Raw genomic sequence first — 26,434 nt, 5'->3', positions numbered from 1 at the left:
AACAAATTTTCATTTCATAAAATAGTTCTATTCAAAAATATAGTAGACCACAAATGCTGAGAAAGACATTAATTCTGGTTTTATTTTTAATTAATATTTCATGTTTGTCTCAAACACAGGATTTAGAAATCAAAATACCAAGAGGTGAGTATAGAACGGAAATTTTAAAAGGAGCAGTCAAAACGTATGAATACAATTCTTATTTGCCGATTGTTGATGATAATGGAAACGTAATAAAAGGCAAGAAATTAAATACAAATGAAAGAAGTTCTTATGCGGGTATGGGATATAGAGGCTTCGTCAATCCCCAAGGACTATTATCAAAAGAATATGGTCAATGGATTCTCGGGTACTACCCTAATTCATTGATAAATTGGGAGTATATTGACAATAGAGTCGTAAATCGTTTAGAATTTGGTCTACCGGACAGCATAACACCACAGAAAGCTTTTCGGAACCAATATGATAATAGAGGACTCTTAAGTGTAGTTGAAGAATTCGAGAATATAAGAGATTTCAGCAAAAAGATCGATACGATGGTTCTTAAATCAAGCACTAAATTGATTTATGATGACAAAGAAAACGTTAAGAAAAGAATCAAAAAGGTTAATTATTATTCAAAATCTTATCGGTCATTAACAAGAAAGGAAACGAAGCAAATTGAATATATCTATCATTTGGAATATGATGGCAACAAATTGATTAGGGATGATTTTTATGCTGTAGATGAAAATAACAGACCATTTGAGGCCAATATTGGAGGTCAAATTTATTCTAGAATATATTATCCCAACGGTCAACTAAAGCGAAAAGAATACAAACCTGAAGGTTACGAAGAATTTAATATAGATGGATACTGTACTATTTCGGCAATTAATGGCCAAAGAGCGGAGTTTGAATATAAAGACTTTGATGAACAAGGGAATTGGACAAGTCTAACTGCTTTTAAAATTATTAATGGGAAAAAGGAGCCTTTCTTAATTGGTGAACGAAAAATCACATATTATGAAAAATAGGATTAAACAAGATCTCATATCTCATATAATTCCTATCCTGTTATTTATTTCATTCATTTGCTGGATGCCAACTAAACAGAATTTTAACAAAACAAGATTTGGTGTCAGTGAGCGAGTTTTTGATCAAATTCTAAATGGCAATGTCAAATCAGTTGAGCAATGGACTTATAACAAATTCGTTTTTGAAGGCAATGTAGAGAACAAATACTGGGGCTTGGAGCCTAAAACAATGAATGACAGGATTGGAAACTGCTATAGAATAGATTTTGATTCAATCGGTAGGATGAAAAAATACTTATTGTTTTACAATAAGGATACAATGTACAGGCAACTAAGAGAGTATAAATACAATGAAAATAAAACAGTTGTTTATGAATCGAGTTTATCCCAACATTCTTGGTTGCGAAATGTGGCATGGGTGTTTGAAGAAGATAATGATAAATTGATTGAAAGAAGGTATTATGAATTCACTCCTAGTTTAGTACATAAAACAGATAATCCATACGAAGAAAAATGGGATAGACTTCTGTTCAACGAAAATTTTAAATTGATAAAAAAGCAAAAATATCTTTATAACGATGGAAATTTAGAGAAAATAATAAATGAAATAATTGTAGGGATTGATCGAAGGCAAAGGGATACATTGATTACTTTGGTAAGTGACGATTTTACAGATTCTCTTCTATTAAAGAAGACTGAAAAGTACAATTTGAAACCGAATTCAAGAGCATCAATAGTTGCGCGAAATTATATTATGAAAAGTCAGACCAAGTATTACGAAGAGTACCATTCAAATGATATACTTAACAAACAATACGATTTATCCAGGGATTATTTTATTGAATCTGACAGTCTTGGTTATATTTCAAAAATAATTGATAATCGGGGTGTGGTTTTTAGCTATGAATATTATAATTACGATGAATACAATAATTGGACTGAATATAAGGTTTACTGGAATGATGAGTTATATAGAGCAGGGGAGAGATCAATAAAGTACTATGACTAATCACCTTTATAAGGGTTTAATGGAATTCATAGTACAAATAATTCGTTTTTTGAATGCATAACGGTAAATTTTCTAATAGCTCTGCGCCTTTCCTATTTAGTCCAGCAGTAAAATTTTTTCAAACAGAATTTATTGTATCTTTAAGTTATCATAAGCACATGAAATTTGTGTTCAAAAGTTGTTTTTTGCTTTCCGTGTTCTTAACGGGAATACCTTCAAGATCGCAGTTGTAAAACAATGATTTTCAAACACATAAGATTTCGTCGATGATTCAGTCATCCCGACGAACCATAGTTTTGTTAGTGTATACAAAACCATAATTAATTAAAAACCAGGAAATTAATATTTTCTGGTTTTTTTTGTTACCATCTGAAACCATCCATGAGGATGTCCTATAGAGTGTCCTATTTTGTCGGGAAAAATTTCTTAATTTGTGTATCCTGAATTGATTTTTCGTGTGGTTTGACTTTCGCTTCATCCAATGTTTCATTTAAAGCGATTACACATGAACAACTCCAATGCATTCAGTATCAGCTTTTGGCTGAAAAAGTCGGGAATAAAAAAAGATGGTAGAGTACCCATTTATGTACGTATAAGATACAAGGGTAAAAATTCAGACATCAGTGTCCATAGAACAACATTTGAAGAACGATGGTGTCCTATTTTGGGTAAAATCGACCATCGCACCAATGAAGCACAAAGTGTAAACAAATATTTGGACGACATCCGTGCCAAAATTTTGGAATGTCACCGGCAATTGTGCGCAGAAGGAAGTTTTATCACGGCGCATGTCATCAAACTTAGATATTTAGGCAAGGATAAGGTGATGCTAACCATCAAGGATTTGTTTGAATACCACCGTATCCATGAGATGCCCAAACTGGCTAAGGGAACGACCAAGAATTATTCGGCTACAGAAACATATCTTAAACGCTTTGTAACGACCAAGTATGGTGTACCCGATATTGGACTGGCCTCAATAGACTATGCTTTTTTAATCGAATTCGAAAATTACCTAAGAAATTGTGACCCCATTTGCAAATCCATCCGGTTGAATAATAATGGAATCATGAAGCACATGCAAAGGTTTAAGAAATTAATCACAATGGCCCATAAGTTAGATTGTATTTCTAGGAATCCTTTTAAGCTTTATACCGTTAAAATGGATGATTATGATAGTGATTTTTTGGAGGAAGGAGAAATTGAAGCGCTCAAGCTAGTTGCATTAAATGAACCAGGTGAAAAATTCGTCCGTGATGTCTTCATCTTCTCTTGCTATACCGGGCTTAGTTATATTGAAGTCAAGCAACTTAAACCCGAAAACATCATATCGGGTGTTGACGGGGACTTGTGGATTGATGTTCGACGCCAAAAAACAAAGACCCAAGTCAAAGTGCCCCTGTTGAATGACGCAAAAAGAATTATGGATAAATATGAGGAATTTCATCAAAAAACCGGCGCATTGCTTCCAGTATATTCGAATCAAAAAGTGAACAAATATCTCAAGATCATTGCTAAAAAAGCAAATATCAACAAGCATCTTACCTTCCATGTGGCAAGACATACATTTGCCACAACCATTACCCTTATGAACAATGTTCCCATCGAGACTGTTTCCAAATTATTGGGGCACACCAAACTTCCAACAACTCAAAAGTATGCCCGTGTGGTAGAGAAAAAAATAAGCAAGGATATGGCACAATTAAAAGAATTGTTAGGAGAAAACCCTCAAGAAGTCAAAAACCGGAGTCAAGGTTATTTTAAAGGCCCAGGTCTTCGAATTGTTCGATAAGATCCAATGTTGATTCCTAAAGCACTTTTTTTAAGAATTGAAAATAAGGTTATATTGGTATTCGATATTCTTAATTTCATTTTCACTTAGTTGGACAAACTCTTTCTTTTTGGCTCTTTTTGACAAAGAGCCATCGTTTTGTTCCAAAAATCGGACCAATAACGATACCATATCATCGGGCATCTCGTAGGTGTTGTCAATGTAATATTTAAACTCTTCATATTTGCCGAGATAGTTAACTTCATTTGGAATAATGTTCTCAATGGTATCCTCGACACAAGAATATAAAAACTCTGCTTGTGGGGTTACATCAAAATAACGATAGTAATCTATTGTTTCGTTTGTGACTTCCACATTATGGTCACTTGTTTCTTTCCAATCAATGAAATCCAATAAAGGCATGGAATACCCCTCCAATACTTTTTGATAATCCCCAATATGGTTTAGAATAGATGCGGAAACTGGGAAGATCAATCCCTGTTCCGAAAATTGCTTTTTTGCCAAAACATGATGGATCAAATAACGATGTATTCTCCCATTTCCATCAGCGAATGGATGGATAAAGACAAAGCCAAATGCAATACTGGCAGCAGCAAGTACTGCATCCATTTCGTTATCCAATAGTTTTTGGTTGGTTTCCAATAACCCTGTCATAAGATTTTGGATATTCTCATGTTTGGCTGAGATATGATCTGGAACCGGAGAAAAGGTATCCTTGTCCCGTTCTCCTATAAAACCGCCCTTTTTCCGATATCCCATTTCAATAAAACGTGAGTTTTCTATAACCAGTTGTTGTAGTCGTTCAAATTCATTATGACTTAGATCTTTCATCCCTGCTTGCCCGATAGCTTGTCCCCAACGTGCGGCACGTTTACTTTTTGGACTTTCGCCTTCGATGGTGAAGGATGCCTTTGAATCCTTTAATAATAAAAATGCAGCTGCCCGTTGTAGGATGCTTTTCCGTATGCCCTTGAGATAGGTGCTGTTTTTGTAGGAGAGGTTTTCATTGATATATTGCTCCAACAATGCAGTTCTTCGTATCAATGGACAGAAGTCAACGGTTCCAGGCAAGTTATTATTGACCATTTGTCTTGGCGATCGAATTCCTTTTATCCCAAATTGTTGCTTTGTATCAAGAACATCCACATAGCTCTTTTTACTTAGGTCTGAAATACCTGAAAGTTCTCTTTGCATCAACCATTCCACTAAAAACCATATCCTTCTTGAATATTGCCCGGTTGGCTCGATACTGATTAATTGAGTCAGTTCCTCTTCGCTATAATGCTTTGTAAGAGCACTGAACGTCAATAGGTTTACGCCTTCATATTTAAGGGCAAAAACAAGGTGTCTATATAATGCCTCTACTTCGGAGAGCTCACGGGAATCATCCACTTCATAGCTCTTCGGAAGATAAGAGAAGCTTTTGTCCTTGATTCGTTTAGTTTTTAAACTGACGACTGTAAATGGCATTGGCAATGGGACAGGAAGCCCCAGCTTATGTATAATGGCTGCATAGCCGGAGATGATACCTTCTTCTGGAAGAACCACACCGTTAAAAACGGGCGCAATAAATGAAAAGTGGGCGCTTTTTATCATTGTTTAAAAAATATAGGCGCAAGTTATATTAAATATGAGTGCAGTACAATAAAAATAGGCGCAAATTTAATGGTTGTATAAAAAGTGGGCGCACGCACGAAGATGTTTGAACCTACGTCGTTTGTAAATACTATTGTAAAAAATCAAGAAATAATACGATTGCTCTGATCTTTTTGAAAGGGTCATATTTATGGAAGTAGAACCAATACATGTACTAGCATCCTCCCTTTGCAAATCCTTCTTGGGGCTTTGCTTTGGTAGGATATACATGTATTGTTTCTACCGGCAAATTTTAAGGGGTCTGTAATAAAAGAAGCCCTGGTTGTTTTTCGGTTCATCGAAAAACAGGGCAGTGCCCAAGAACTTCCAATCAGGACCACAACGCCTGCACTCGCTTAACTTTCCGTACGCTCACTTGGCATCGGGTCTGAAGGAATCCCTATGGCCCTTATTGAACCTGTCAAGGCCTTGCTCTGTTTTGTCCATAAATAGGGATTCCACTTCCTTGAAAACCTCAAGGTTTTGCTACGTCGCAGAGCCTCCCGATTTCTGTCCAAAAGCCTTGACAGAACCCCCTTCTTTTATTGTGCTGCGCACGTAAGAAGCAAACAAACGCCCCTTAAAATTTGGGGAACAAAAACCGAAAAATAATAGGGGAATTATTAATCATTTAAAGCTTTTTATTATGAGTACATTAAGAAACAAAGTGCAGTTGATCGGAAATGTGGGACAAGATCCCGTAATCACAGATCTTGACAAAGGAAAACGTGTGGCACGCTTGACCATGGCAACCAATGAACACTACAAGAACTCCGAAGGTGAGCGCATCACCAACACCGATTGGCACACCGTCATCGGTTGGGGAAAACTTGCCGATATTATCGAAGGGTTCGTGACCAAGGGCAAGGAGATTGCCATCGAAGGGAAATTGACCTCCCGTTCCTATGAGGACAAGGAAGGGAACAAGCGTTATGTGACCGAGATAGTGGCCAGTGAAATTCTTTTGTTGGGAGGCACCAATGATTGATAGATGGGGTTCCAAAGGGATTCTCTTTGGAACCTTTTCTTTTTCAGCACTTGAAAACTAAAGACATGGAACAGCTAGTCAATGAAATACAGATAAGCTACAGGGAGAAACTAAGTACCCTGCAATCGAACTCCATTACCAATTCCAATGATGTGGCTCAGTTGCTCTTCAAAACTTGGGATGCCGATACCATAGGATTGAACGAATGCTTCAAAATTCTATTGCTCAACCAATCCAACAAAGTCAAAGGGATTTATCCTTTGTCCATTGGTGGGATCACGGGAACCTTGGTAGATATGCGTATTCTCTTTGCCATAATTTTAAAAACTTTGTCCGTAGGTATAATATTGTCCCATAATCATCCATCTGGCCAGTTAAGGGCAAGTGAAGCCGATAAGCAGTTGACCAAAAAAATCCAACAGGCCGCTTTGTTGTTTGATGTCAAGGTATTGGACCATATCATCCTGGCACCCGATGGTCGATATTACAGCTTTGCTGATAATGGGCTGATGTGAACTGCGGACAAAAGATGTCAATTTTAACGGTTAGGAGCCATCAAATGACACCAAAGAAACCCAATCATAATGATTGGGTTTTTCTATGTTCAACAGCTTAATTTTCATATATTTAATTCGTTGTTATACAGCAATTAAAAAGTACGGCAAAATGATTTGACTTTCCTAAAGTCCGTACGCCATTCGATTTGACTTTTACCTAAAAATGCAGCTGGTTTTTGAAACCATGTTGTGCGATTCATTTTTGTGCTTCCGCACAAAAAGGATTTCCATGTTAAAAACAAGGCAAAAATGAATAAAGTGATTAAAATAATGATATTGGTCTCAAGCCACGTTTTTTTGATAGGGGCTTTGCCGTTTTACCACGGCACAGACCCTAAGGACAAGCTTGTTTCGGACATTGTTGAGGACCAACATTTTGTTCTTTCCCTCCTCTGCCTTTCTTTCATAGTAGGCCTTCAGGTCGGGATCGTGCCTGACAGCCGCAAGTGCGCACATGTGCAATTGCTTTTTCATCATCTTGTTGGCCATATGGTGCACCCTGGAGCGTTTCTGTATACTGGAACCGGATGTGTGCTCGAAGGGCACAACGCCGCAGTAGCAGGCAAGCTGTTTGGGATTTTCATACCTGGTGAAAAAATTGGTGAAGATGGTGAAGTATAGAGCCGTGAACAGACCTATCCCCGTAACGGACGTCGCCAGTCGCACCGTGGTGTTCAGCCTTTCATCGGAGAGCACAAGGGCCTCTATCTCGCCCTCTATGCGGTGTATCTCGTCATTGAGGCACTTGGTGGTCTTTTTGATGTGCCTTTGGACCAGCTTCCCAAGTTTCGGGTCAAAGGTCTTGAGTTCATTGGGGTGCTTGCCCAGGTCGGCCCTGAACCTGACCAGTTGGTCCCTTACCTTGAGCAGGGCATTGACCTTTTCCAGGATCTCCGGTAACGGCCTGTACAGTTCGACCTCGTTGTGGTTCTTGGCGGCGTACCGTGCGATCCGGATGGCGTCAAGCCTATCGTTCTTGCCGCGTTGTATCCCCAGGCTACGGATAATCCTCAACGACATCTCGACGCAGAAATTGGCCTGTTTTTCCAACAGCCTTGCGATCAACGGCCTACCGTATATCCCGGTATGTTCCAGACAGATCAGGGTGCTTTCCAAGGGTATGTCCCTGTTCTTGAGCAGCCTTATGAACGCCCTGGTGCCCTTTTGTGAATTGTCGAACACGAACGAGGACGTGTCGTCCCCTTCGATAATGGCGATGTCAAAGGACTTTTTGGATATGTCCACGCCAACAAAATACTTGAAGTCAGATTTTTCCATGATAAAAAAGTTTAAAAAATGAGAGATCCATGAATTAGAGTACAACCGACAACTGAACGATTATCTAATCCCTGATAATAGGCCTTCAAGCCTGAATTTCCATATGATGCGGGCCCAGAAGATGACCGATAAAGCATTTAATCCTTCCTTATAAGTCCTGAACTTTGAAAAGCAATTAATACGTCTTTATCGGTCTGGTTGCCGTCCAATATCAATGAAGTCCCAAGATAGGCAATACCCGGGTCCCTCTCAATGGACAGCGATATATGTTCTGGTACTGGGACGTGTCATAAAGGACCGGTTCCATACCAAGGGGATATCTGAACCTGTATCGAAACCCTGGACAATAGGCCTTGAAGCCTGAATTTCCATCTGATCCTGTTCAGAGAAGACCGATAAAAGGATTTGAAAAGCATAAGTCCTGGACTTTCCTTGCGCGTAATCCTCCTTTATCGGTCGGTGGCCACTTACGGTCATCGAGGGTATTCCCGAGTGAAAGACAACGGTCATTTAAATGACTATAATCTTAAAAGAAAGCTCTATGCAAATGGCCATCGCTAAACTAAGGGAATAGCAAGAACTCAACCAAGAAAGTTTAATCGGACGAATTGTAAGGACAGATTTTTACCAATGGGAATCAGAAATGGGCAGGATTATGAACTCAAAAAATTAGCAGGGAACAAGTACCCTTATGAAACCTAAGACGGTTTTATAATAGTTTTAGGCTCCTAATACGATAGGCGTCCAAAACAGAAGAGTTGGGATCCAGTTCAGTAATCAAGGTGTCCAGATTACCAATATCGCAGATTTTGTAGCGGTTGGACGTGTTCAGTTTCGGGGAGATACATAGTGAAACCACCTTTTTGGAGGTCTTGATCATAGCTTTTTTCATTTGTGCAATTTCCCAATCCACTTCCGTAATCCCTTTTTTTGCGTCCAAGTACCCTGTTCCCAAGAAACAGATATCTGCTTCGATTTCCGAAAGTAAATTGATAGATCCACCTCCAATGGTCAATTGTGAGCTTCGGGAAAGTTTCCCTCCAATTAGAAAAATCTCATGATATATGGGCAACCGTTGGGATAGTTCAATGGCCATGGAAAGACTGGGCGTAAAAAACGTAAGCGACAACTTCTTCGGAATCAATTTAACAAGTTCCAAATGGGTGGACCCACCACTGATCAACACGACATCCCCTTCCTTGATCAGGGAAACCGCCTTTTGGGCAATGGAAACCTTACTGTCCAGTTCATAAATATCAGTGGAACGGTCAGAATAGGCATTGAAGCCATTCGATAAAGCGCCCCCATGTACCTTTTTCAGCTTTTTGGCGGAATCAAGTTCCTTGATATCTCGTCGAACGGTATCAATGGACACGTTGAGCATATTGGCCAGATCGGCCAAAACTACCCTATTGTGCAGGTGAACTTCGGTCAGTATGAATTGATGTCGTTCCGTCTTGTTCATATCGCAAATATAAAATATAATCATACAATAAAAAACAGCATTTTTTATTAAAAGTTGTTTAATAATGCAATAAAATCTAATTTTTGCAATAAAAAACTGCAAAAAAATTGCAACATTGAAAATTGCTCGCTAAGTTTGTTGCAAATGCTCAAAAAGAACTCAACGTATGAAAAAACTCAATTACATGTTACTGTTTTTGACACTGTTCTTGGGGGTGAATTCCGTATTCGCCCAAACCTTGACGGTTTCAGGAACAGTAAGTGACAATGCGGGCCAACCTTTACCAGGGGCCAATGTTTTCATTAAAGGAACCTCCATAGGTGGGGTGACCGATTTTGATGGAAACTTTCAATTAGAAGTTTCTGATGCCGAGGGAAAGACCTTGGTCATCAGCTATCTTGGTTTTGTAACCAAAGAACAGGTACTTACTGGAAGCACACAGAATTTATCAATTTCCTTGACCGAAGATTCAAATAAACTGGATGAGGTTATTGTTTTGGGATCCTCGGTGACCCAAGAACGGAAAAAACTGGGTAATGCCATTACCACGGTTCAATCTGCCAAATTGGTGGAAGCCGCACCGGTGAGCGTTACTTCCTCACTACAAGGTAAGGTGCCAGGGGCGCAAATCACCCAAAACTCGGGAGATCCCGCCGGTGGATTTTCCATTCGCTTGAGAGGACCCAGTACCATTAAAGGTTCCTCTGAACCGCTTTATGTGGTGGATGGGGTGATCGCCAGTAACCTTACCACCAATGTGACCAACCTTAACGTTCCTGCCGGGGATGCAAGTCCAGGACAGAATAGGATGGTGGACATCAACCCCAATGACATTGAAAACATCAATATTCTCAACGGGGCCGCCGCCGCCGCCATTTATGGTTCAAGGGCTTCCAATGGGGTGGTGGTGATTACCACCAAAAAAGGAAGATCCTTTGGGAATGGTCCAGAAATGACCTTTAAAACAGGAATCAATATCAATACCATTCGTAAAAAATTGGACCTTAATTTAACCGGGGAGGAATTTGAAACGGTACCCGTAGGCGGTTTGGCTGGAAGATTGTGGCCCATTTTTGGTTTTGATGCCGACACAAATACCGCAACACCTTTCTTAAACTTAAGTTCCGAAAAGTTCAATACCACCCGCTATGATTATCAGGATGATATTTTCCAAACCGGTTTTGGAACTGATAACCACTTTATGGTTCGCGATGGGAATAGCAAAATGAACTATTTGGCCTCTGTGGGCTATACGAGTAATGAAGGGATTGTTAAAAATACCACTTATAACCGTTTTACCGCCCGGTTAAAGTTTGGGCATAATGTTGCAGATTGGATTTCCTATGACATAGGACTCTATTTTTCAAGCAGTAAGTCCGATGAGAAACCGGATGGTAACGTATTCTGGAGTCCCATTAATGCCATGAACATTACCAATAACGTGTATGACCTTTCGCAACGCGATGCCAATGGGAATCTTTTGGCGGTGGAACCTACCCGGGTAAACCCATTAAGTATTATCGAGACCTTTGATATTACCCAAAATGTGGACCGATTCATTCCCAATGCACATGTAAAGATCACACCTATTGATAATCTTACCATAGATCAAATCATCGGTGTGGATACCTACAAGCAAAAAGGACATATCTCCATTCCAGTGTACCCTTATGATGGGGTTAACCCCGCCTATTTTAATGATGGCTATTTGGGGGATGCCGAGGCCAAGATTTTTAACTGGAACTATGACATTACCGCAAACTATGACTGGGATATCAGCGAAACATTGAACTCTTCCACAACAGGAGGGTATAGCTTCCAGGCCAGTCAATTGGAGTTGGATGCCACCCAAGGAAGAGGGCTCGATGCGTCGGGAGTGCCTACCATTCCCTTGCAATACAATCCAGTGGATTCCAATTTGGACATTTACGGATTCTTCCTTCAGGAAACACTTTCCTATGACAACAAGTTGTTCTTAACTGTTGCAGGTCGTGTGGATGGAGCCACGAACTTTGATGTGGACAACCGAAGTAATTTCTATCCAAAAGTGTCCGGTTCTTATCTTATTTCCAACGAACCTTTCTGGAACACCGAAGGATTCTTCAACTCGGCAAGACTGAGGGCTTCCTACGGAGAGGCGGGTAACCTTACCGCGATATCACCTTATGAAAGATTTGGAAGCTACACGCCCAACGAATTTGCGGGAGCGGGAAGTTTACAGCAAAACAATAGACTGGGTAACGAAGACTTGGTGCCAGAGCGTACCAAGGAATTTGAAATAGGTGCCGATTTAAGTTTTTGGAACGATCGCGCCGGATTGTTGTTCTCATATTATAGCCAAAAAATTGAAGATTTGATTGTGACCCGGGTTTTGGCGCCTTCCATTGGTGGTGCGTCCAGAACGGAGAACGTGGGTAGCATGGAGAACAAAGGTTTGGAGATTTATGCCAGGATAACCCCTATAAAGACTCCTGATTTTACCTGGGACGTGAATGTAAACTTCAGTACCAATAAAAACAAGGTGTTAAAGACCATTGGTGGTGATATTACCGTGGCCACTGTTGCCGGTGCCACGCCAATTGTACGTGAGGGAGAGCCTTTGGGGGTTTTCTACGGAACGTATTTTGCCAAGGATGACAATGGGGAGTTGATTTTGTCCGGACCATCCGACACGGGTGCGCCTGTGGGCGTTCCCCAACAAGAAAGAGGGGATGCTGCTACGGGTATTGCACAGCGTGATGCAAATGGACAACCCACAGGGGATGCGCTTCGAAAAATTATTGGTGACCCCAACCCAGATTATATCATGGGTATTGGAACCGACTTGAAGTACAAGAACTTTGGTTTTTCCATGCTGTGGGAATCCGTACAGGGATTTGATGTGTTTGATGCCGATAAACGTACCCGTCAAGGGGTTGGTTTGGGTCGATTGTCTGCCCAAGAGCTTAGCGGTGACCTTCCAAGAGGATATATTGCTGGGATTTATCCCATTGAGCAATTTAGAATAGAGGATGGTTCCTTCGTAAAATTGAGGGAAATAGCCTTATCCTATACTTTCGATTCGCTTTTCAACAACTCGCTTAAAGATGTAGAGGTATCCTTGATCGGAAGAAACCTGATCTCTTTTGACAACTTTTGGAGTTTTGACCCTGAGACCAACGCTGGTGGACAATCCAATCTACTGCGTGCTGTAAACTTTGGTAACGTACCAATTCCAAGCACTTTTGCTTTATCAATCAGCACTAAACTATAAAATGAAAGACATGAAAGGAATATATAAATTTTTACTGTTGGCGGCATTGACTCTTGGGGCAGTGTCTTGTGACAAGGTGTACTTGGATCCCAATTCAACCTTGGAGCCTGATGTTGTGAACAACACGGACAATCTTGTGGATTTGATCAACGGTATCCAACAGCGTTGGAGCGCAGAACGTAGCGGTCTTATCTATACTTCTGTAAACATCACCGGATTGAATACCAGTGAACTGCAATTGCTCAACCCCGGTAACCAAGGGGAAAATGAAGTGCTTTTGGGGGGAGATGATATTGGGGGTGACAATGAGCTGTTGAACAATATGTGGACCAATGCCATGCTGTGCCGCAAAGAGGCCACTACGGTGATTACCTCGGCGGAAACGGCAACCGATGATACTTCGGTGGGTAATACGCTTAAGGCATATGGACTTTTTTACAGAGCTTTGGTACATGGAACCTTGATTCAGTATTTTGAACAAATTCCTGTGGAAATCATCGAAGATGCCCCTTTCAACGATAGGGTAACGGTGTTGCAGAATGCCATTGATGACCTCACTGAGGCCAAAGGATATATTGATGCTGGATTGTCTTCTGAGGTTACTTCAGGATTGATCGGTTCTGTGGATTTGGAGAACTCTGTCAATGCGCTATTGGCCCGCTTTAATCTGATGGCAGGCAATTATAGCGCTGCTATAGCTGCTGCGGACGATGTGGACCTATCTGCCCAATCGACTTGGGCCTATGATGCGGCCATACCCAATCCGTTGGCATTCTGGTTCGGTTCCCAAAACGTGACCCAGGCCAAGGATGCCAGATTTGCGCTTCCTGATGATTTACTTCCGGAGGATGGTGACCAACGTGTGGACTTCTACGTGTTCATCGAAGATCCAGATGCCGCGATTCCCGTTTATCAGGTAACCGCCTTCTTTGATAATAACACCGATGAGATTCCGGTATACCTCCCAGGTGAAATGCTTTTGATAAAGGCCGAGGCCTATGCCAGAAGCAACGATTTGGACAATGCGGTCATTCAATTGAATGCTGTTCGCAACAAAACCGCTGGCGAGGATGCCTTTGGTGTAGGTGCTGCCTTGGCAGACTATGCCGGTACCGTAGATCAGCAATCAGTTTTGGATGAGATTTATAAGAACCGCAGAATAGAATTGTATCTGTCCGGACTCGGGTTGGAGGATAGCCGTAGATTTGATCGTCCAGGTCCCGGTGATGCAGCTGCAGAACGAAATAGAAATTATTATCCGTACCCCAATGCAGAGCGTGATAACAACGATAGTACGCCTGCAAACCCAACTTCTTGATTAAGTAGTTTCTCTAATAAAAACTTTGATTAGTTTTTAGTTTAAGTATCCAAGCCAAATCTGGAATTTGGCTTGGTTTTTTTTCAACAAAAATGAAGGAACGGCCATGAAAAAAATAATGACAGGTTTGGATGTTTTGCTGAAGGACAATGCACTTCAATCCCAATTTAAGGGCAATGTGGCGCTGTTGTGTCATAATGCCTCTGTAGATGGAAATCTTCAGCATGCCACGCTGGGGTTCAAAAAGATTTTTAGGGACCGATTCATCAAAATTTTTGGCCCCCAACATGGATTTTCCACCGATGCCCAGGACAATATGATCGAGACCGATCATACCGTGCATCCCTATTTCAACATTCCAGTGTACTCGTTGTATTCTGAAACAAGGATTCCCACCGAGGCTATGCTCAAGGATATCGACCATTTGTTCATCGACCTTCAGGATGTAGGGTGCCGAATGTATACGTACATCTACACCATGACCCTAATTTTGGATGCGTGCGTTTCCAAAGACATTGAAATTGTGATTTTGGACAGACCCAATCCGTTAAATGGGGTTGACTTGGAGGGCAATGTTTTGGATATGGAATTTGAGTCGTTTATCGGGCTCCATCCCATGCCAGTGCGCCATGCCATGACCATTGGCGAAGTGGCTTTGATGCATCAGCGGTATTGGGCGGCTTCAAAATCCAAACTCAGGGTTATTGAAATGAGAGGCTGGACCCGACAAATGTACTATGAAGACACCGGGCTACCTTGGTTGCTGCCCTCACCCAATTTATCCAGAGTAGAAAGTGCGTTTACCTTTCCCGGGATGGTGTTGTTTGAGGGAACCACTTTGAGTGAGGGTAGGGGAACCACCCAACCACTGGAGATCATGGGACATCCCAAAATAGAACCTTACGGGTATTGGGATACCTATCTTTCACAGGCTTTTGCGAAAAGTGGATTGCAGGGAGTGGCCATACGACCTATCAATTTCTTGCCCACCTTCCAAAAACAGGCAGATAAACCCTGTGGAGGTTTTCAAGTGCATACACTAGACCGGAAAACCTGTAAACCGTGGCGGGTTGGCCAATGGTTGATGCAGGAGCTGCACCATTACATGGGAGACCATTTTGAGTGGTTGAACCCTCCCTACGAGTACGATTATGAAAATTGGCCCATAGACATCATCAATGGCACCGATAAACTTAGAAAATGGGTGGAAGCCAAGGGAACCATGGAAGAATTGGATGCCATGGAAGATTATTCGGAATACCAATCAAATTTGGAAAGTATCCAACTATATTAAAATACAAAAAGAAACCGTACGGTGAAACCAACAGTCGTATTTGCGGTCATAGTAGCCTATTTCTTGTTGTTGATGGCCATCTCGTACCTCACATCAAGAAAAAGTGGTAACCAAACCTTTTTTACGGGGGACCGAGAGTCGCCATGGTTTCTGGTAGCTTTTGGCATGATTGGGGCCGGACTTTCCGGGGTCACCTTTGTTTCGGTGCCCGGTATGGTGGGCAACAACAACCTGTATTTTTTCCAATTCGTGTTGGGGAATGTCTTGGGCTATCTGTTTATCACCTTTGTGTTGATACCCTTGTATTATAGGTTGCGATTGGTTTCCATTTATGCGTATCTCAGGGATAGGTTTGGCAACGTCTCCTACAAATCGGGCTCATTGATTTTCTTAATCTCCCAGTCTTTTGGGGCGGCTTTGCGATTGCTGTTGGCAGCCAAAATACTTCAGTTTGCTTTTTTTGACGCCTTGGGCATTCCCTTTGCGGTAACCGTGATCGTAATTTTGGTACTGGTTTGGTTGTATACCAATAAATCAGGGATCAAGACCATTGTCTGGACGGATACCGTACAGACCGTATTCTTGATTTTAGGCGCGGTATTGACTGTTTGGGCCATCATGGATTCATTCAATTTTACTTTTGGGGATGCCGTTCATGCGGTGACGGAACATCAATACTTTAAGGTTTTTGAATGGGAGGGAAAATCGGCCAACAACTTCTACAAACAATTCATTTCAGGCTTTTTGATCACTATTGGAATGATGGGACTGGACCAAAACATGATGCAAAAGACCCTCACTTGTAAAAACCAATGGGATGCCCAAAAGAATTCTTTGACCTATAGTCTTATTTTGGCCATAACACAGTTTTTGTTCTTAGGATTGGGGGTATTGCTCTATATCTATGCCGAGAACAATGGGGTACAATTGCCAAGGGCAGCCGATGGAACGTTGTTGGACACTGACACGCTGTTTCCAAATTTGACCCTAAATTATCTGGGGCCATTGGCTGGGGTGAGCTTTTTGTTAGGAATCATAGCGGCATCGTTTTCCAGTGTGGATTCCGCCCTCACCGCCTTGACCACTTCGTTCACCTACGACTTCCTTGAAATTGACAAAAAAGAGGAGGGAAAAGTAAAGTCTCTAAAAAATAAGGCCCTCGTAGGGTTTTCTGCCATTTTATTCCTGATTGTAATGCTGTTTTCAGGAAGTAGGGGTGATGTTATTTCCTTGGTCTTTACCATGGCGGGGTATACCTACGGACCCTTGTTGGGTTTGTTTTTGTTGGGCATGTTCACCAAGGTTAACATAAAGGACAAATGGGTTCCTGTAATTTGTATACTAACGCCTTTGATGACATATTTTGCTGGGAACTATGCCAAGGAAAAGTATGGCTTTGACATGGGCTTTTTTACCATAGCAATTATCGCCACTCTTACGATAATCGGTTTATTATTAATTCGAAAAAAACAATGAAAATATTCAATCCTACTACCGAGCAATCCTCTTTATTTGACAATTTGGAGAACATGGATACCACTGAGCTTTTGACCAACATCAACAGCGTGGACAAAACCGTTCCCCAAGTGGTGGAAGGAGCAATACCGGCCATCAAGGCTTTTGTGGATGCAGCTTTTGAAAACATTGAGCGAGGGGGACGATTGTTCTATATTGGTGCAGGAACCAGTGGTCGTTTGGGCGTATTGGATGCTTCCGAATGCCCTCCTACCTTTGGCGTGGATGACGATGTGATCATTGGTTTGATTGCAGGTGGGGACCTAGCCTTGAGAAAGGCAGTGGAAAATGCGGAGGATGATAAAAACCAAGCTTGGAAGGATTTGTCAGGGTTCAATATTCATTCCAGTGATGTGCTTTTGGGAATAGCGGCATCAGGCACCACCCCTTATGTCATCGGAGGATTAAAAGCCGCCCAGAAAGAAGGTCTGGTGACAGGTTGTATTGTATGCAATGTAAATTCGCCCATGGCCGCCGAGGTATCATACCCCATTGAACTGGTGGTTGGCCCCGAATTTGTGACCGGCAGTACCCGTATGAAAGCAGGGACCGCACAAAAACTCGTGCTGAATATGATTTCCACTTCCATCATGATAAAGTTGGGTCGCGTGAAGGGCAATAGAATGGTGGACATGCAACTTTCCAATAAAAAATTGGTGGATAGGGCCATCCGCATGTTGATGGACGAACTACAGGTAGATGAAAACGAAGCTTCCCGATTGTTAAAACAACACCGCAATGTGCGTAATGTTTTCAAACACTTTAAAAAGAAATAATGGCAACTTTATAGCATAAACAATATATATTGAAGGGGTGTCAATCAGGTTTTCTATTTTTTGGCGAATAAAAAGAACGCACAATTTTGTCCGAAGGGTACCGAGATAAATCGCGCAGAGGAACTTGGGGTGGAGATCATTAAACTTTTTCCAGGGTCCACTTATGGTCCTGACTTTGTAAAGGCCATAAAGGGACCACAACCATGGACGAGCGTAATGCCAACTGGCGGAGTAGGTACAGAAAGAGATAACCTAAGAAGCTGGTTCGAAGCAGGGGTCGCCTGCGTGGGAATGGGTTCCAAGTTGATAAGTGGTGAAGTTATCGAAAATTTAGATTTTGAACTTTTAATTAATAAGGTGAAAACATCTTTACAAATTATAAATGAAGCATGCTGAGATTATCACTGAGAATCTTAGCGTGGCCGAAAGAATTTTTTACAAGTTTAAAGAATTGTTTCAGTACTAATTTCTTTTAAGAACAAATGATACCATCTTATTTTTGTAAATTTGCATTGTAAAACATGCATAAGTTTTGCCTCTGAATGTGCTGTTTTATAGACAGTTTAGAGTTCGGTTAATCAGTATTAGAGCACAGTATAAGGTGTTGATTGTTAGAACGTTGTAAAATACACTTTCTTCCAGTCATCCCGACCAACCACCGTTTAGGTTAAAACAAAGCACTGTCAATTGACTGATTGACAGTGCTTTTTGTTTTTATTGCATTCAATTGAATTCATTTAAATCTAAATTTTCGGTGTGCAATAAGGTGTGCATACCAATCCTCAGATTGTTGTAGTTTTAGGTATGGACAATTGAGGTTTAAGGGCAGTCCGACCACTAACAATTGTTCAACTTAAACTATTACAACATGTGGACAGACAGTACTTTAGGAATCAATTTCTTCGTAAGAAAAAAACGCAATGACCCGAACATGTACGACATCTATCTGCGCGTAACTGTAAAAAAAAGTGCGGGCAGAGGTCAGTTTAAAAAGGTGCATAAAGGTGTGCAATTGGGACAAAAAACGCGGAAAAGCCTTTCCAAGGAACAAAACCTTGGAAGATTTGAACGCTTACCTTGACACTGTTTATGGTGAAATCCTCAATGTTCATGGGGAGTTGTGAAGTACCTTGACAATAAATAGGGTCTCGGTGATTTTTGAGTTTGCTTGGACATGTTAAATACAGATTAGCTAAACTTGCTAAAACGTTCTATCCAACCATCACTTCCATGAAGTTCAGATTTTAACATTTCACTAATTTCAACTAAATTGATTTGTTTATCATTTTCTTGATAAATTAATTTATAGTCTTCCCGCTCTTCAAAAATACCTAAGAAAGCAAATAATGAGACCCTTAGAAGTGTCCGGGCATAATTTTCCATTAATTGTTTGTCCGAATCCGAAAGGGTCTTAAAAAAGTCTACTAAGTCTTGGTTTCTGCCCCATGCAGTAGTGCCTGTAATAATTTGATTTAAACTGGACAGTCCATCATCATAGATGTTTTCAATGATTAACTTTCCAAAGTTATCTAATACTTCTTTGTTTGATCTCATTTTTTAACTTTAATCTTTCTAAAGATATGTATTGGATGTTGAAAATCAATCTTTTTGAGCCCTTGGAGATGATCTTGCTCATAAACTCTGGGGAATACTAAATAGCTTACAGGGAATTTGAAAACGAAATGTATAACCACAAATCACAGGCAGGACTCTTAACTGATTGTCCATTTTTTGTTGCAAGTCCAATTGGAATTAGTCATGAAGGATTTATTTCAAGAAAAGAATCTTCCGTATTTATTCTATTTGTTGAATAAAAATGGAAGCCTGTAAAAAACTTTTCCCATTGCGCAAGTTCTTTTCCTTTTCAAAGGCCATATGGGAAATCCCTCCAAAACTTCCTTTGGTCTCCAAGTCATGAACCACTTTTAATATGTTGCTGAAGCCTCCTTCCAATGCAAATTGGTAGGTACTTGTGGTGGTTTCTCCTTTGTTCATGACATGTGGTGCACTAAAGTCGATGACCTTCACCGAATGTTCGCTGCCCTGCTCGTTCAAGAAACGCAGCAACTCATTCTGTATATTGGCGGATTCTAAATTCAGGCTGGCAAATTGTGTGTCCAACTGCTGCTCCTGTTTTTTTAAGTTGGCCAGTTCATGGGAAAGGTCCTTCGTCTGTTCCCGGATATTGCTGTCATGTATATGTTGGGTGCGCAAGGCCAAAGTCTTTTTGATGGCCAGTTGGTAACAGACCACCAAGGCAAGGACAAATCCACCCATCAATAATTTATTTCGTTTGTCCAATCGCATGGCAATATAATTTTATACTGAAATTGTCCTCGGTACTTGAGGTGTATTCATAACGTTCGATTTCCACCTCTTGTACCCATTCCATGGACTCCAATCGGGACGTCCACCCAGAAAATTCGATTTTGTTGTTGGTTTGCCCGGAAATAATGATTTGATTCGTGCCGAGACTAATGGGCTTATCCGGCTGAATGGGCCGTGTCAGTGGCTGATAGGTCAATATGTCCAAAAGAATGCTTTCGGGCAGTCCCGCAGCAATTTGGTCCAAATAATCAGTTGCCCGTGAGTTGGATGAACCCAAGAGAACCTGAAGTTTTTTTTTCTTCACTTCGACCCGTTCCCTGACCTGCTTCAACGAGGAGGCCTGTTGTGTCGGATCTATAAATCCATTCGAATCCAAGGTCTTGGTACGGTAATAGGAGAACAGCAAAAAGTTTACCAATAACAAGGCTAATAGGAATCCGAGTCCCCATTGAAGGCCAATTTGGAACAATCGTTTGTTTTTGTCGCGTTGCTGCAGTTCTTGATTGAACCCGGTCAGGTTTGAAACTGGATCCTTGCCCTGGATACTGCCCAATAGGTGTGAAAATGACAACAGGTGCACAGTTGGCAATTGCAATCCATTGAGTTCAACCTTAAGGTCGAGGTCACAATCTGTTGGTGATAAATTCCAAGAACCATCATTTAGAGATACTATAAGAAAATTGGAGCCCTGTATCGGGGGTTCCAAAAAATCCATGCAAGGCGACAACCCGGCGACACCAAGCGATAGCCCAGCGGGATACCATCCATGTTTCTTGAGTTCGGCCAGGTGCCCCTCCAAGACCGACCTTTTGGTAATGGAGACCACGGGTAACTTGTCCCAATCCATGATCTGAAAATAAAATTGTTCCAGGTCGAGGTTGGGGAAGACCGTTTTGACCCACTGCTCCATTGATTTAGGCCTGTCTCCCCCTAAGGGTTTGTTGAGCACCCGTGATGTGTTGAGCTGTACCCACAAGGACTTTTTGGGGTCGATATAGGAAGCCAAATCCGATAGGGTATCCGTTGTGAAGCTTTGGATCAGTTCCAATTCCCCCTTGCTGCGTTTGAGCTTCAAAAAAGCATAATGGACAAGCCCATCGACCTCAAAGATTTCTAAGCCTTGGTAACTATGTCCGCTTATGTGCAGTCTACCCAACATCATCAATAGATTACCGTAGGTTTGATCAGAATCGTCAATTTTTGCTTCGTGTCTTCACGCCGTCTTTGGCTAAAGAGCCATTTGATTACCGGAACCCGCGCCAAAAAGGGAACGCCACTACCGGAATCATCCTTTACTTTTTCTTCGAGACCCCCTAAAATTGCCAGGTCTTGGTTCTGCATACGAATGATGGAACTAAACTCCCTGGAGGTCAATCCCGGGGGCGCATCCTCCTCGATCCTGTCACCACTGAAATCGGACTGGATGACATTGATGTTCAAGGTGACCTGCCCATCCCCGGAGACCAGTGGCTTGATGCTTACCCCTAGTTCGGCATCAATGGGGGCATAATTTCGGATCTCCGAGGTGGTGGGTACCTGGGAGCCGAAAAAGTTCTGATTGGTCACCACATAATAGGTGGTCTCCCCAATGGATAGGTTGGCCCGATGACCATTCAGCGTCGAAAGTTTGGGTGTGGACCGAATCTTGATGTTACCGTTTTCTTCCAAGGCCTTGATGGTGGCAAAGAATTCAGGGACCACTTTTCCAATATTGAAGGAACCAAAACCGTCAAAGCCCCCGATGACCTTGTTTACGGTCTTTGCCCCAAGGCTGAGCTCCGTGTTGGGGAACAGATTGCCGCGCGTCTCCGTGGGTTTATCCCCGATGCCCCAACTGATGCCTGTTTCCACAAGGGAAGATTTGCGTACCTCAATGATCATGACTTCGATCAAGACCACAGGAACCGGTCTGTCGATCTCTTCGATAAAGCGTTTAAAGCGTTCGATATTGGCCGAGGGCCCACTTACCAAAAAACTGTTCAGTTCAAAATCCACCTTGATGTCCAGTTCCGATTTGATCTCATCGGGAACGATATTTACCAAGGCCTCCGCCGTATCCTGATAGTTACCAAAACCACTGGAACCGTTCGTGCTGATGTTCCTTGTGTTGTTAAAATTATTCTGTCCCCCGGATAGTCCCTGATTTTGGCCATTGCCAAAATAATTGATACTGCCACTACTGGTGCGACCTGCGGTGCGATACCCCCCGGAATAGGAGGTAGGGTCGCCCAATAGTTCCACCGATCGGTGCATCATTTGAACGATCTCCACTTCGCGCACACTGAGCTGGTCCGCCGTCCCAAAGAAATAGATATTGTTTTCTTTTTTAAAGGTAAATCGGGTAGGGTCGGAAGCATTGGTGGCATTGGGTTCATTGATTTGGTTTCGGGTACGGGTCCGTCCATTGGCAACCGGCCTTTCCTCCACTACATAGCTCCCGAGCTGTCGACTCTCAAAGATATGGGTCAATAGGTCGTCGAAAGAGATGTGCTTGGCATGAAAGGTGACGCTGCCGGCCTCTTCCAAAGGGGTTGCCGTGTATACGTCCACGTGAAGGTCCTGGGCCAAAGCCCCGACAATATCGGCGATGGGCGTGGCATTGAAATCCACATTGAGGATCATGTTGAGCGTGTCCAAGACCTCGTAACGAACACCCCGGCCAAAAGTGGGGCTTCCCCGTTCGGTTTGTGCTTCCTGGGCACTGAACAGGTAGAACCCGTCCCTTGATTTGGAGTGGTAGAGTCCATTGAGGGCGGCCAGTTTCTCCATGGCGGCGTCAAAGGGGACCTGTTTTAGAAAGACGTTCAAGGGCCTATTTTTAAGATTGTTGGCATAGAGCAGATTATGGCCGGAGAGCTCCATGATCCTACGAAAGACCTGTTCCAAGGGAATGTCCTCAATGTCAAGTGAAATCAACTTCGTGCTAGGGTCAATATCAATGCCAAAGGCCTTTGCCTCGGGCTCAGGGAGTGGAGCTACATATTTTTTGATGGAGAGGATACTGCCCGTAAAATCAATGGTGAGCCCGTATTCCTTGCAGAGAAAGACCAAGAGTTCCGATATGGTCACATTTGAAAAGTTGTTGACAATCGTAATGTTGGCAATATCATTGGAAACACTCAGATTCAGGTTGTGTACCTTGGAGACCGCGATCAGAAAGTTGGGCAGGGTCACATTGGCCACATTGATGTCCAGTTTCAGGGTCTCATTATATGCTGGATAGTCAGCGGCCAAGAGCTCCATTTGATTTTGTATCCGTTGGATGTGCTCCCCATCATATTGCGGATAGGCCCAAAGAGCCATGGATAGGAACAGTATGAGTACGATATGTTTTTTCATTGATCAAAGGCTTAATAGGGCATAGACTTCTTCTACGGAAGTGATTCCTTGACGAACGAGTTCAAGGGCATTATCCCGTAAACTTGGGATTCGGTGTTCGTCCATATAGGCATCGATTTCCAAAATATTTTCTTTAATGGCGTTTTCTAGATTTTTTTGGACTGGCAGAATCTCATAAAGTGCCTTACGGCCATGATACCCTGTATGATGGCATTCGTTACAGCCCACCGCAATCGAGTGGTGCTCCAAATCCTTGGGAATGGCAAAACCCATGGGAAAGGCCTGTGGGTTAACGGCTGTTTGTTGTTTGCAATGGGTACAGAGTTTACGGACCAAACGTTGCGCAACGCTTATGTTAAGGGTACTGGCTATCAAGAAAGGGGGTATTCCCATATCGATCAAGCGGGATATGGTGGCCCAAGCAGAATTGGTATGGATAGTGGAGAGCACCAAATGCCCTGTTAGCGCGGCACGGATAGCCATATTGGCCGTTTTAACGTCCCGTATCTCGCCCACCATGATGATATCGGGATCTTGGCGCAAGAAGGTACGTAGCGCACTGGAAAAATCCAGTCCGATGTTTTCCCTCAATTGGACCTGGTTGATTCCTTCTAATGTATATTCTATAGGGTCCTCAATGGTCAGGATATTGGTCGCCCCATCGTTGAGCTGTTTAAGTGTGGCATACAGGGTCGTGGTCTTTCCTGAACCCGTAGGCCCTGAGATCAAGACGATGCCATTCGGTTTTTTGATGCCCTCTTGGTATCGTTGCAGTTCGGTGGGGGTCATGCCCAAGGAAGCAAGATCGATCTTACCGGTATCCCGGCTGAGTATCCGCAGTACCAATTTTTCACCATGCAAGGTGGGCAGGGAGGAGACCCGGATGTCGAACTCTTCACTATGGGAATTGACCGTGATACGTCCATCCTGTGGCAGGCGTTTTTCAGAAATGTCGAGATTGGCCCTGATCTTGATCTTGTTGACCATGGTAGGGTAATCCATTAGGGGGATATTGTAATATTCCAAGAGCTTCCCATCAAGGCGAAGACGTACCCGGCTCTTGTGTTCGTAGGGTTCAAAATGGATGTCGCTACTGCCGATGGATTTGGCCTCTAGTATTATCTTTTCCAAAAAGTCATTGGTGTAGCCCATTTGGGAAACCTGTTGGTCCGTACGTTGTCGGTAATTGGTCGTCAGGTATTGTTGGAGTTCCTCCGAACCGCATGATTCCAGCACTACTGGGGTATCCAATACAATGTTGAGTTCTGATAGGAGGGCATCAAGGGCCGCGCTATCGGTTTTAAGCACCAGTGTGCCATCATTTTGTGATACAGGCACGATTCGATAGTGAAACGCTTGATCCGCTGAGATGCGCTGTTGCAGTTCGGTAGGTATTTTATATGAGACTAGTGACATTTAGTATGCGTATAAGGATGGGGTGCCGGGCACCCATGATAACAGGGTCATGGCAATAAGGAACAGGCCCATAAGACCTGCCAAGGGCACGGTCTGGGATTGCAATACGAGTTTCATCAGTAGAAAAGCCAGCAATGAAAAAAGCAGGGAACCTACCATTAGGTATACAAAGGTCATCGTGGGAAACCCCATGGCGAATATATAAAGGAACAATAAGTCCCCTAGACCGAAACTTACGTTTAAAAATGACTTTTTAAAACCAAAGGTTGTAATGCTCCAAAGTAGCGAGACCACACAAGTGATCAAAATAAGGTTGATTACAATCGCATGGACAAAGACGGAAAACCCAACCTGAAGTATATGGGTCAGTGCCAAACTGGTTCCAAGTAGTGGGAACAGAACCCAAGTGACCTCACGGTCCCTCATATCCTGATAGGCCATGATACCAAGGCCCACGGTGGAAAGCAACTGCAATACCAACATCAGTCCTTGATGATTTGTTTTGGGTTGCCGTTTTCATCAATCTCCCACACATTGAGAACGCCGTCCCCATCAAAATCCGTGATGGCTTCGGCCCGGGCGGTAAAGGTGGCATTGTCTGCCGAAAGGATTTCGTAGCGGTAATTGGCCGTGCCGTTTTCCTGCACCGTACGTGGGGGAACAAAATCCAGTTCGTTTAGCTCCAAGGTGTATTTGCTGTACATGTACCGATAGGTGGTCTGGGCATTGTACAGGGCCTTGAGCTGTGTCTGCGCCTCAATGCTTTTGGCCTTGGAGATCAAAGGCATCAGATTGGGTAAAGCCAAGAGAAGCAAAATACCAATAATGGCAAGTACAATAAGGGTTTCCTGTAGGTTAAGTGCAGTAACCTTTCGTTTCCATAAATTCATAATTGTAGGTCATAATTGAATAAGATTTATGGGTTGATAAACTTTAAAAGTCTGTAACAAATATTGAGTTTTTTTTTGAATAAGAAAATTATTTTATCCAGTTTAAGATTTTGAAAAAAATTTCATCATTGAAAAAAAATTATATATTTGACCTAGATATCTCTAATGAGAATTCATTTCGCATAGCCCCAAATAAGTATTTTAATCATTAATAAACTTAACCATATGGCTATGCACCACCGAATTTCCCCAAAAACTTTTATGCAATTTCAAGGATGCCTTTGGAGGGCAAATGTTCATCGATTATGATGGAACAACTTTGATATTTGGCCAAAATCTTGGCACACTTCTCACATGGGAATAGTTTGACTCTTACAAGACCTCAACTTTTCAAACGAATTCCTTTTCACTTTTCAACCTCAGAAAAGTGTCTAAAAGTTTTTTCTCCCCCACACATATTAAGTTTCGGTAACAACGAAACGTATTGGCCACTATCCAAGGACTGTCACAAAACACCCAAAAATCAGCAAATCATTCCTAAAAAGGATATACAAATTGAATTAGA

General features: G+C 42.2%; 22 protein-coding genes and 1 pseudogene. 12 read left to right on the top strand and 11 right to left on the bottom strand.

Features of this window, described 5'->3' with window-relative positions:
• Positions 1-53: 53 nt before the first annotated feature.
• The 3 genes from ABTP35_RS01170 (at position 54) to ABTP35_RS01160 (ending at position 3,817) form a co-directional block, all read left to right on the top strand.
• Positions 54-1,016 carry a hypothetical protein gene (locus ABTP35_RS01170; protein WP_375334391.1) on the top strand — a complete coding sequence of 321 codons (963 nt, stop codon included), beginning with the start codon at positions 54-56 and terminating at the stop codon, positions 1,014-1,016.
• The gene (locus tag ABTP35_RS01165; RefSeq protein WP_375334390.1) at positions 1,006-2,025 is read left to right on the top strand and encodes a hypothetical protein; all 1,020 of its coding nucleotides are present in this window, start codon (positions 1,006-1,008) and stop codon (positions 2,023-2,025) included. The genes ABTP35_RS01170 and ABTP35_RS01165 overlap by 11 nt, the downstream gene beginning before the upstream one ends.
• Positions 2,026-2,530: 505 nt before the next feature.
• Positions 2,531-3,817, top strand: a complete 1,287-nt coding sequence (locus ABTP35_RS01160) for a site-specific integrase (protein ID WP_375334389.1) — start codon at positions 2,531-2,533, stop codon at positions 3,815-3,817.
• Positions 3,818-3,847: 30 nt separating this feature from the next.
• Here ABTP35_RS01160 and ABTP35_RS01155 read toward each other — a convergent pair whose 3' ends face one another.
• A complete protein-coding gene (locus ABTP35_RS01155; protein ID WP_375334388.1) occupies positions 3,848-5,413 on the bottom strand; it encodes a Fic family protein in 1,566 nt (521 codons plus the stop codon).
• 685 nt (positions 5,414-6,098) lie between these two features.
• Here ABTP35_RS01155 and ABTP35_RS01150 point away from each other — a divergent pair.
• Together ABTP35_RS01150 and ABTP35_RS01145 are read left to right on the top strand one after the other, a co-directional pair.
• A complete protein-coding gene (locus tag ABTP35_RS01150; RefSeq protein WP_293294707.1) occupies positions 6,099-6,440 on the top strand; it encodes a single-stranded DNA-binding protein in 342 nt (113 codons plus the stop codon).
• Between the two features lie 65 nt (positions 6,441-6,505).
• Positions 6,506-6,955 carry a JAB domain-containing protein gene (locus tag ABTP35_RS01145; RefSeq protein WP_293294708.1) on the top strand — a complete coding sequence of 150 codons (450 nt, stop codon included), beginning with the start codon at positions 6,506-6,508 and terminating at the stop codon, positions 6,953-6,955.
• A 324-nt stretch (positions 6,956-7,279) separates the two neighbouring features.
• Here ABTP35_RS01145 and ABTP35_RS01140 read toward each other — a convergent pair whose 3' ends face one another.
• The 3 genes from ABTP35_RS01140 to ABTP35_RS01130 all read right to left on the bottom strand — a co-directional run bounded on the left by ABTP35_RS01140 (position 7,280) and on the right by ABTP35_RS01130 (position 9,740).
• Positions 7,280-8,275 carry an IS110 family transposase gene (locus ABTP35_RS01140; protein ID WP_293294709.1) on the bottom strand — a complete coding sequence of 332 codons (996 nt, stop codon included), beginning with the start codon at positions 8,273-8,275 and terminating at the stop codon, positions 7,280-7,282.
• Positions 8,276-8,524: 249 nt separating this feature from the next.
• Positions 8,525-8,785, bottom strand: a complete 261-nt coding sequence (locus tag ABTP35_RS01135; RefSeq protein WP_293294710.1) for a hypothetical protein — start codon at positions 8,783-8,785, stop codon at positions 8,525-8,527.
• Positions 8,786-8,984: 199 nt separating this feature from the next.
• Positions 8,985-9,740, bottom strand: a complete 756-nt coding sequence (locus ABTP35_RS01130; RefSeq protein ID WP_288978871.1) for a DeoR/GlpR family DNA-binding transcription regulator — start codon at positions 9,738-9,740, stop codon at positions 8,985-8,987.
• 166 nt (positions 9,741-9,906) lie between these two features.
• Between ABTP35_RS01130 and ABTP35_RS01125 the strand changes: the two genes are divergently transcribed.
• The 7 genes and pseudogenes from ABTP35_RS01125 to ABTP35_RS01095 all read left to right on the top strand — a co-directional run bounded on the left by ABTP35_RS01125 (position 9,907) and on the right by ABTP35_RS01095 (position 19,020).
• Positions 9,907-12,993, top strand: coding sequence for a SusC/RagA family TonB-linked outer membrane protein (locus ABTP35_RS01125; protein WP_225604900.1), 3,087 nt, complete (start codon positions 9,907-9,909; stop codon positions 12,991-12,993).
• A 10-nt stretch (positions 12,994-13,003) separates the two neighbouring features.
• A complete protein-coding gene (locus ABTP35_RS01120) occupies positions 13,004-14,311 on the top strand; it encodes a RagB/SusD family nutrient uptake outer membrane protein (RefSeq protein WP_375334387.1) in 1,308 nt (435 codons plus the stop codon).
• A gap of 106 nt (positions 14,312-14,417) precedes the next feature.
• Positions 14,418-15,605: an exo-beta-N-acetylmuramidase NamZ domain-containing protein gene (locus tag ABTP35_RS01115; protein ID WP_225604898.1), complete on the top strand. Its 1,188-nt coding sequence runs from the start codon at positions 14,418-14,420 to the stop codon at positions 15,603-15,605.
• Between the two features lie 21 nt (positions 15,606-15,626).
• The gene (locus ABTP35_RS01110; RefSeq protein ID WP_225604897.1) at positions 15,627-17,081 is read left to right on the top strand and encodes a sodium:solute symporter; all 1,455 of its coding nucleotides are present in this window, start codon (positions 15,627-15,629) and stop codon (positions 17,079-17,081) included.
• Entirely contained in the window at positions 17,078-17,896 is an 819-nt protein-coding gene (gene murQ / locus ABTP35_RS01105; protein WP_225604896.1) for an N-acetylmuramic acid 6-phosphate etherase, read from the top strand. The genes ABTP35_RS01110 and murQ overlap by 4 nt, the downstream gene beginning before the upstream one ends.
• Positions 17,897-17,983: 87 nt before the next feature.
• A pseudogene (locus ABTP35_RS01100) lies at positions 17,984-18,292 on the top strand (bifunctional 4-hydroxy-2-oxoglutarate aldolase/2-dehydro-3-deoxy-phosphogluconate aldolase); the annotation flags it as partial.
• Between the two features lie 572 nt (positions 18,293-18,864).
• The gene (locus ABTP35_RS01095; protein ID WP_375334386.1) at positions 18,865-19,020 is read left to right on the top strand and encodes a hypothetical protein; all 156 of its coding nucleotides are present in this window, start codon (positions 18,865-18,867) and stop codon (positions 19,018-19,020) included.
• A 64-nt stretch (positions 19,021-19,084) separates the two neighbouring features.
• Here the strand turns inward: ABTP35_RS01095 and ABTP35_RS01090 are convergent, their stop codons facing one another.
• From ABTP35_RS01090 to ABTP35_RS01060, 7 genes are all read right to left on the bottom strand, one after another.
• The gene (locus ABTP35_RS01090; protein WP_375334385.1) at positions 19,085-19,450 is read right to left on the bottom strand and encodes a hypothetical protein; all 366 of its coding nucleotides are present in this window, start codon (positions 19,448-19,450) and stop codon (positions 19,085-19,087) included.
• 240 nt (positions 19,451-19,690) lie between these two features.
• Positions 19,691-20,203: a hypothetical protein gene (locus tag ABTP35_RS01085; RefSeq protein ID WP_375334384.1), complete on the bottom strand. Its 513-nt coding sequence runs from the start codon at positions 20,201-20,203 to the stop codon at positions 19,691-19,693.
• Positions 20,181-21,386, bottom strand: coding sequence for a hypothetical protein (locus ABTP35_RS01080; RefSeq protein ID WP_375334383.1), 1,206 nt, complete (start codon positions 21,384-21,386; stop codon positions 20,181-20,183). Before ABTP35_RS01080 ends, ABTP35_RS01085 begins: the two co-directional genes overlap by 23 nt.
• Positions 21,386-23,563 carry a type II secretion system protein GspD gene (locus tag ABTP35_RS01075; protein ID WP_375334382.1) on the bottom strand — a complete coding sequence of 726 codons (2,178 nt, stop codon included), beginning with the start codon at positions 23,561-23,563 and terminating at the stop codon, positions 21,386-21,388. Before ABTP35_RS01075 ends, ABTP35_RS01080 begins: the two co-directional genes overlap by 1 nt.
• 3 nt (positions 23,564-23,566) lie before the next feature.
• Positions 23,567-24,979, bottom strand: a complete 1,413-nt coding sequence (locus ABTP35_RS01070; RefSeq protein ID WP_375334381.1) for a GspE/PulE family protein — start codon at positions 24,977-24,979, stop codon at positions 23,567-23,569.
• Positions 24,980-25,462 (bottom strand): hypothetical protein, encoded by a 483-nt coding sequence (locus ABTP35_RS01065; protein WP_375334380.1) that lies wholly within the window; start codon positions 25,460-25,462, stop codon positions 24,980-24,982. It abuts the gene before it with no gap.
• Positions 25,462-25,869, bottom strand: coding sequence for a hypothetical protein (locus ABTP35_RS01060; protein ID WP_375334379.1), 408 nt, complete (start codon positions 25,867-25,869; stop codon positions 25,462-25,464). The genes ABTP35_RS01065 and ABTP35_RS01060 overlap by 1 nt, the downstream gene beginning before the upstream one ends.
• Between the last annotated feature and the right edge of the window lie 565 nt (positions 25,870-26,434).

Source organism: Flagellimonas alginilytica (assembly GCF_042134605.1).
GTDB lineage: Bacteria > Bacteroidota > Bacteroidia > Flavobacteriales > Flavobacteriaceae > Flagellimonas > Flagellimonas alginolytica.
Note: the sequence above shows the minus strand (reverse complement) of the source record. Positions and strands in the feature narration are given on the sequence as shown.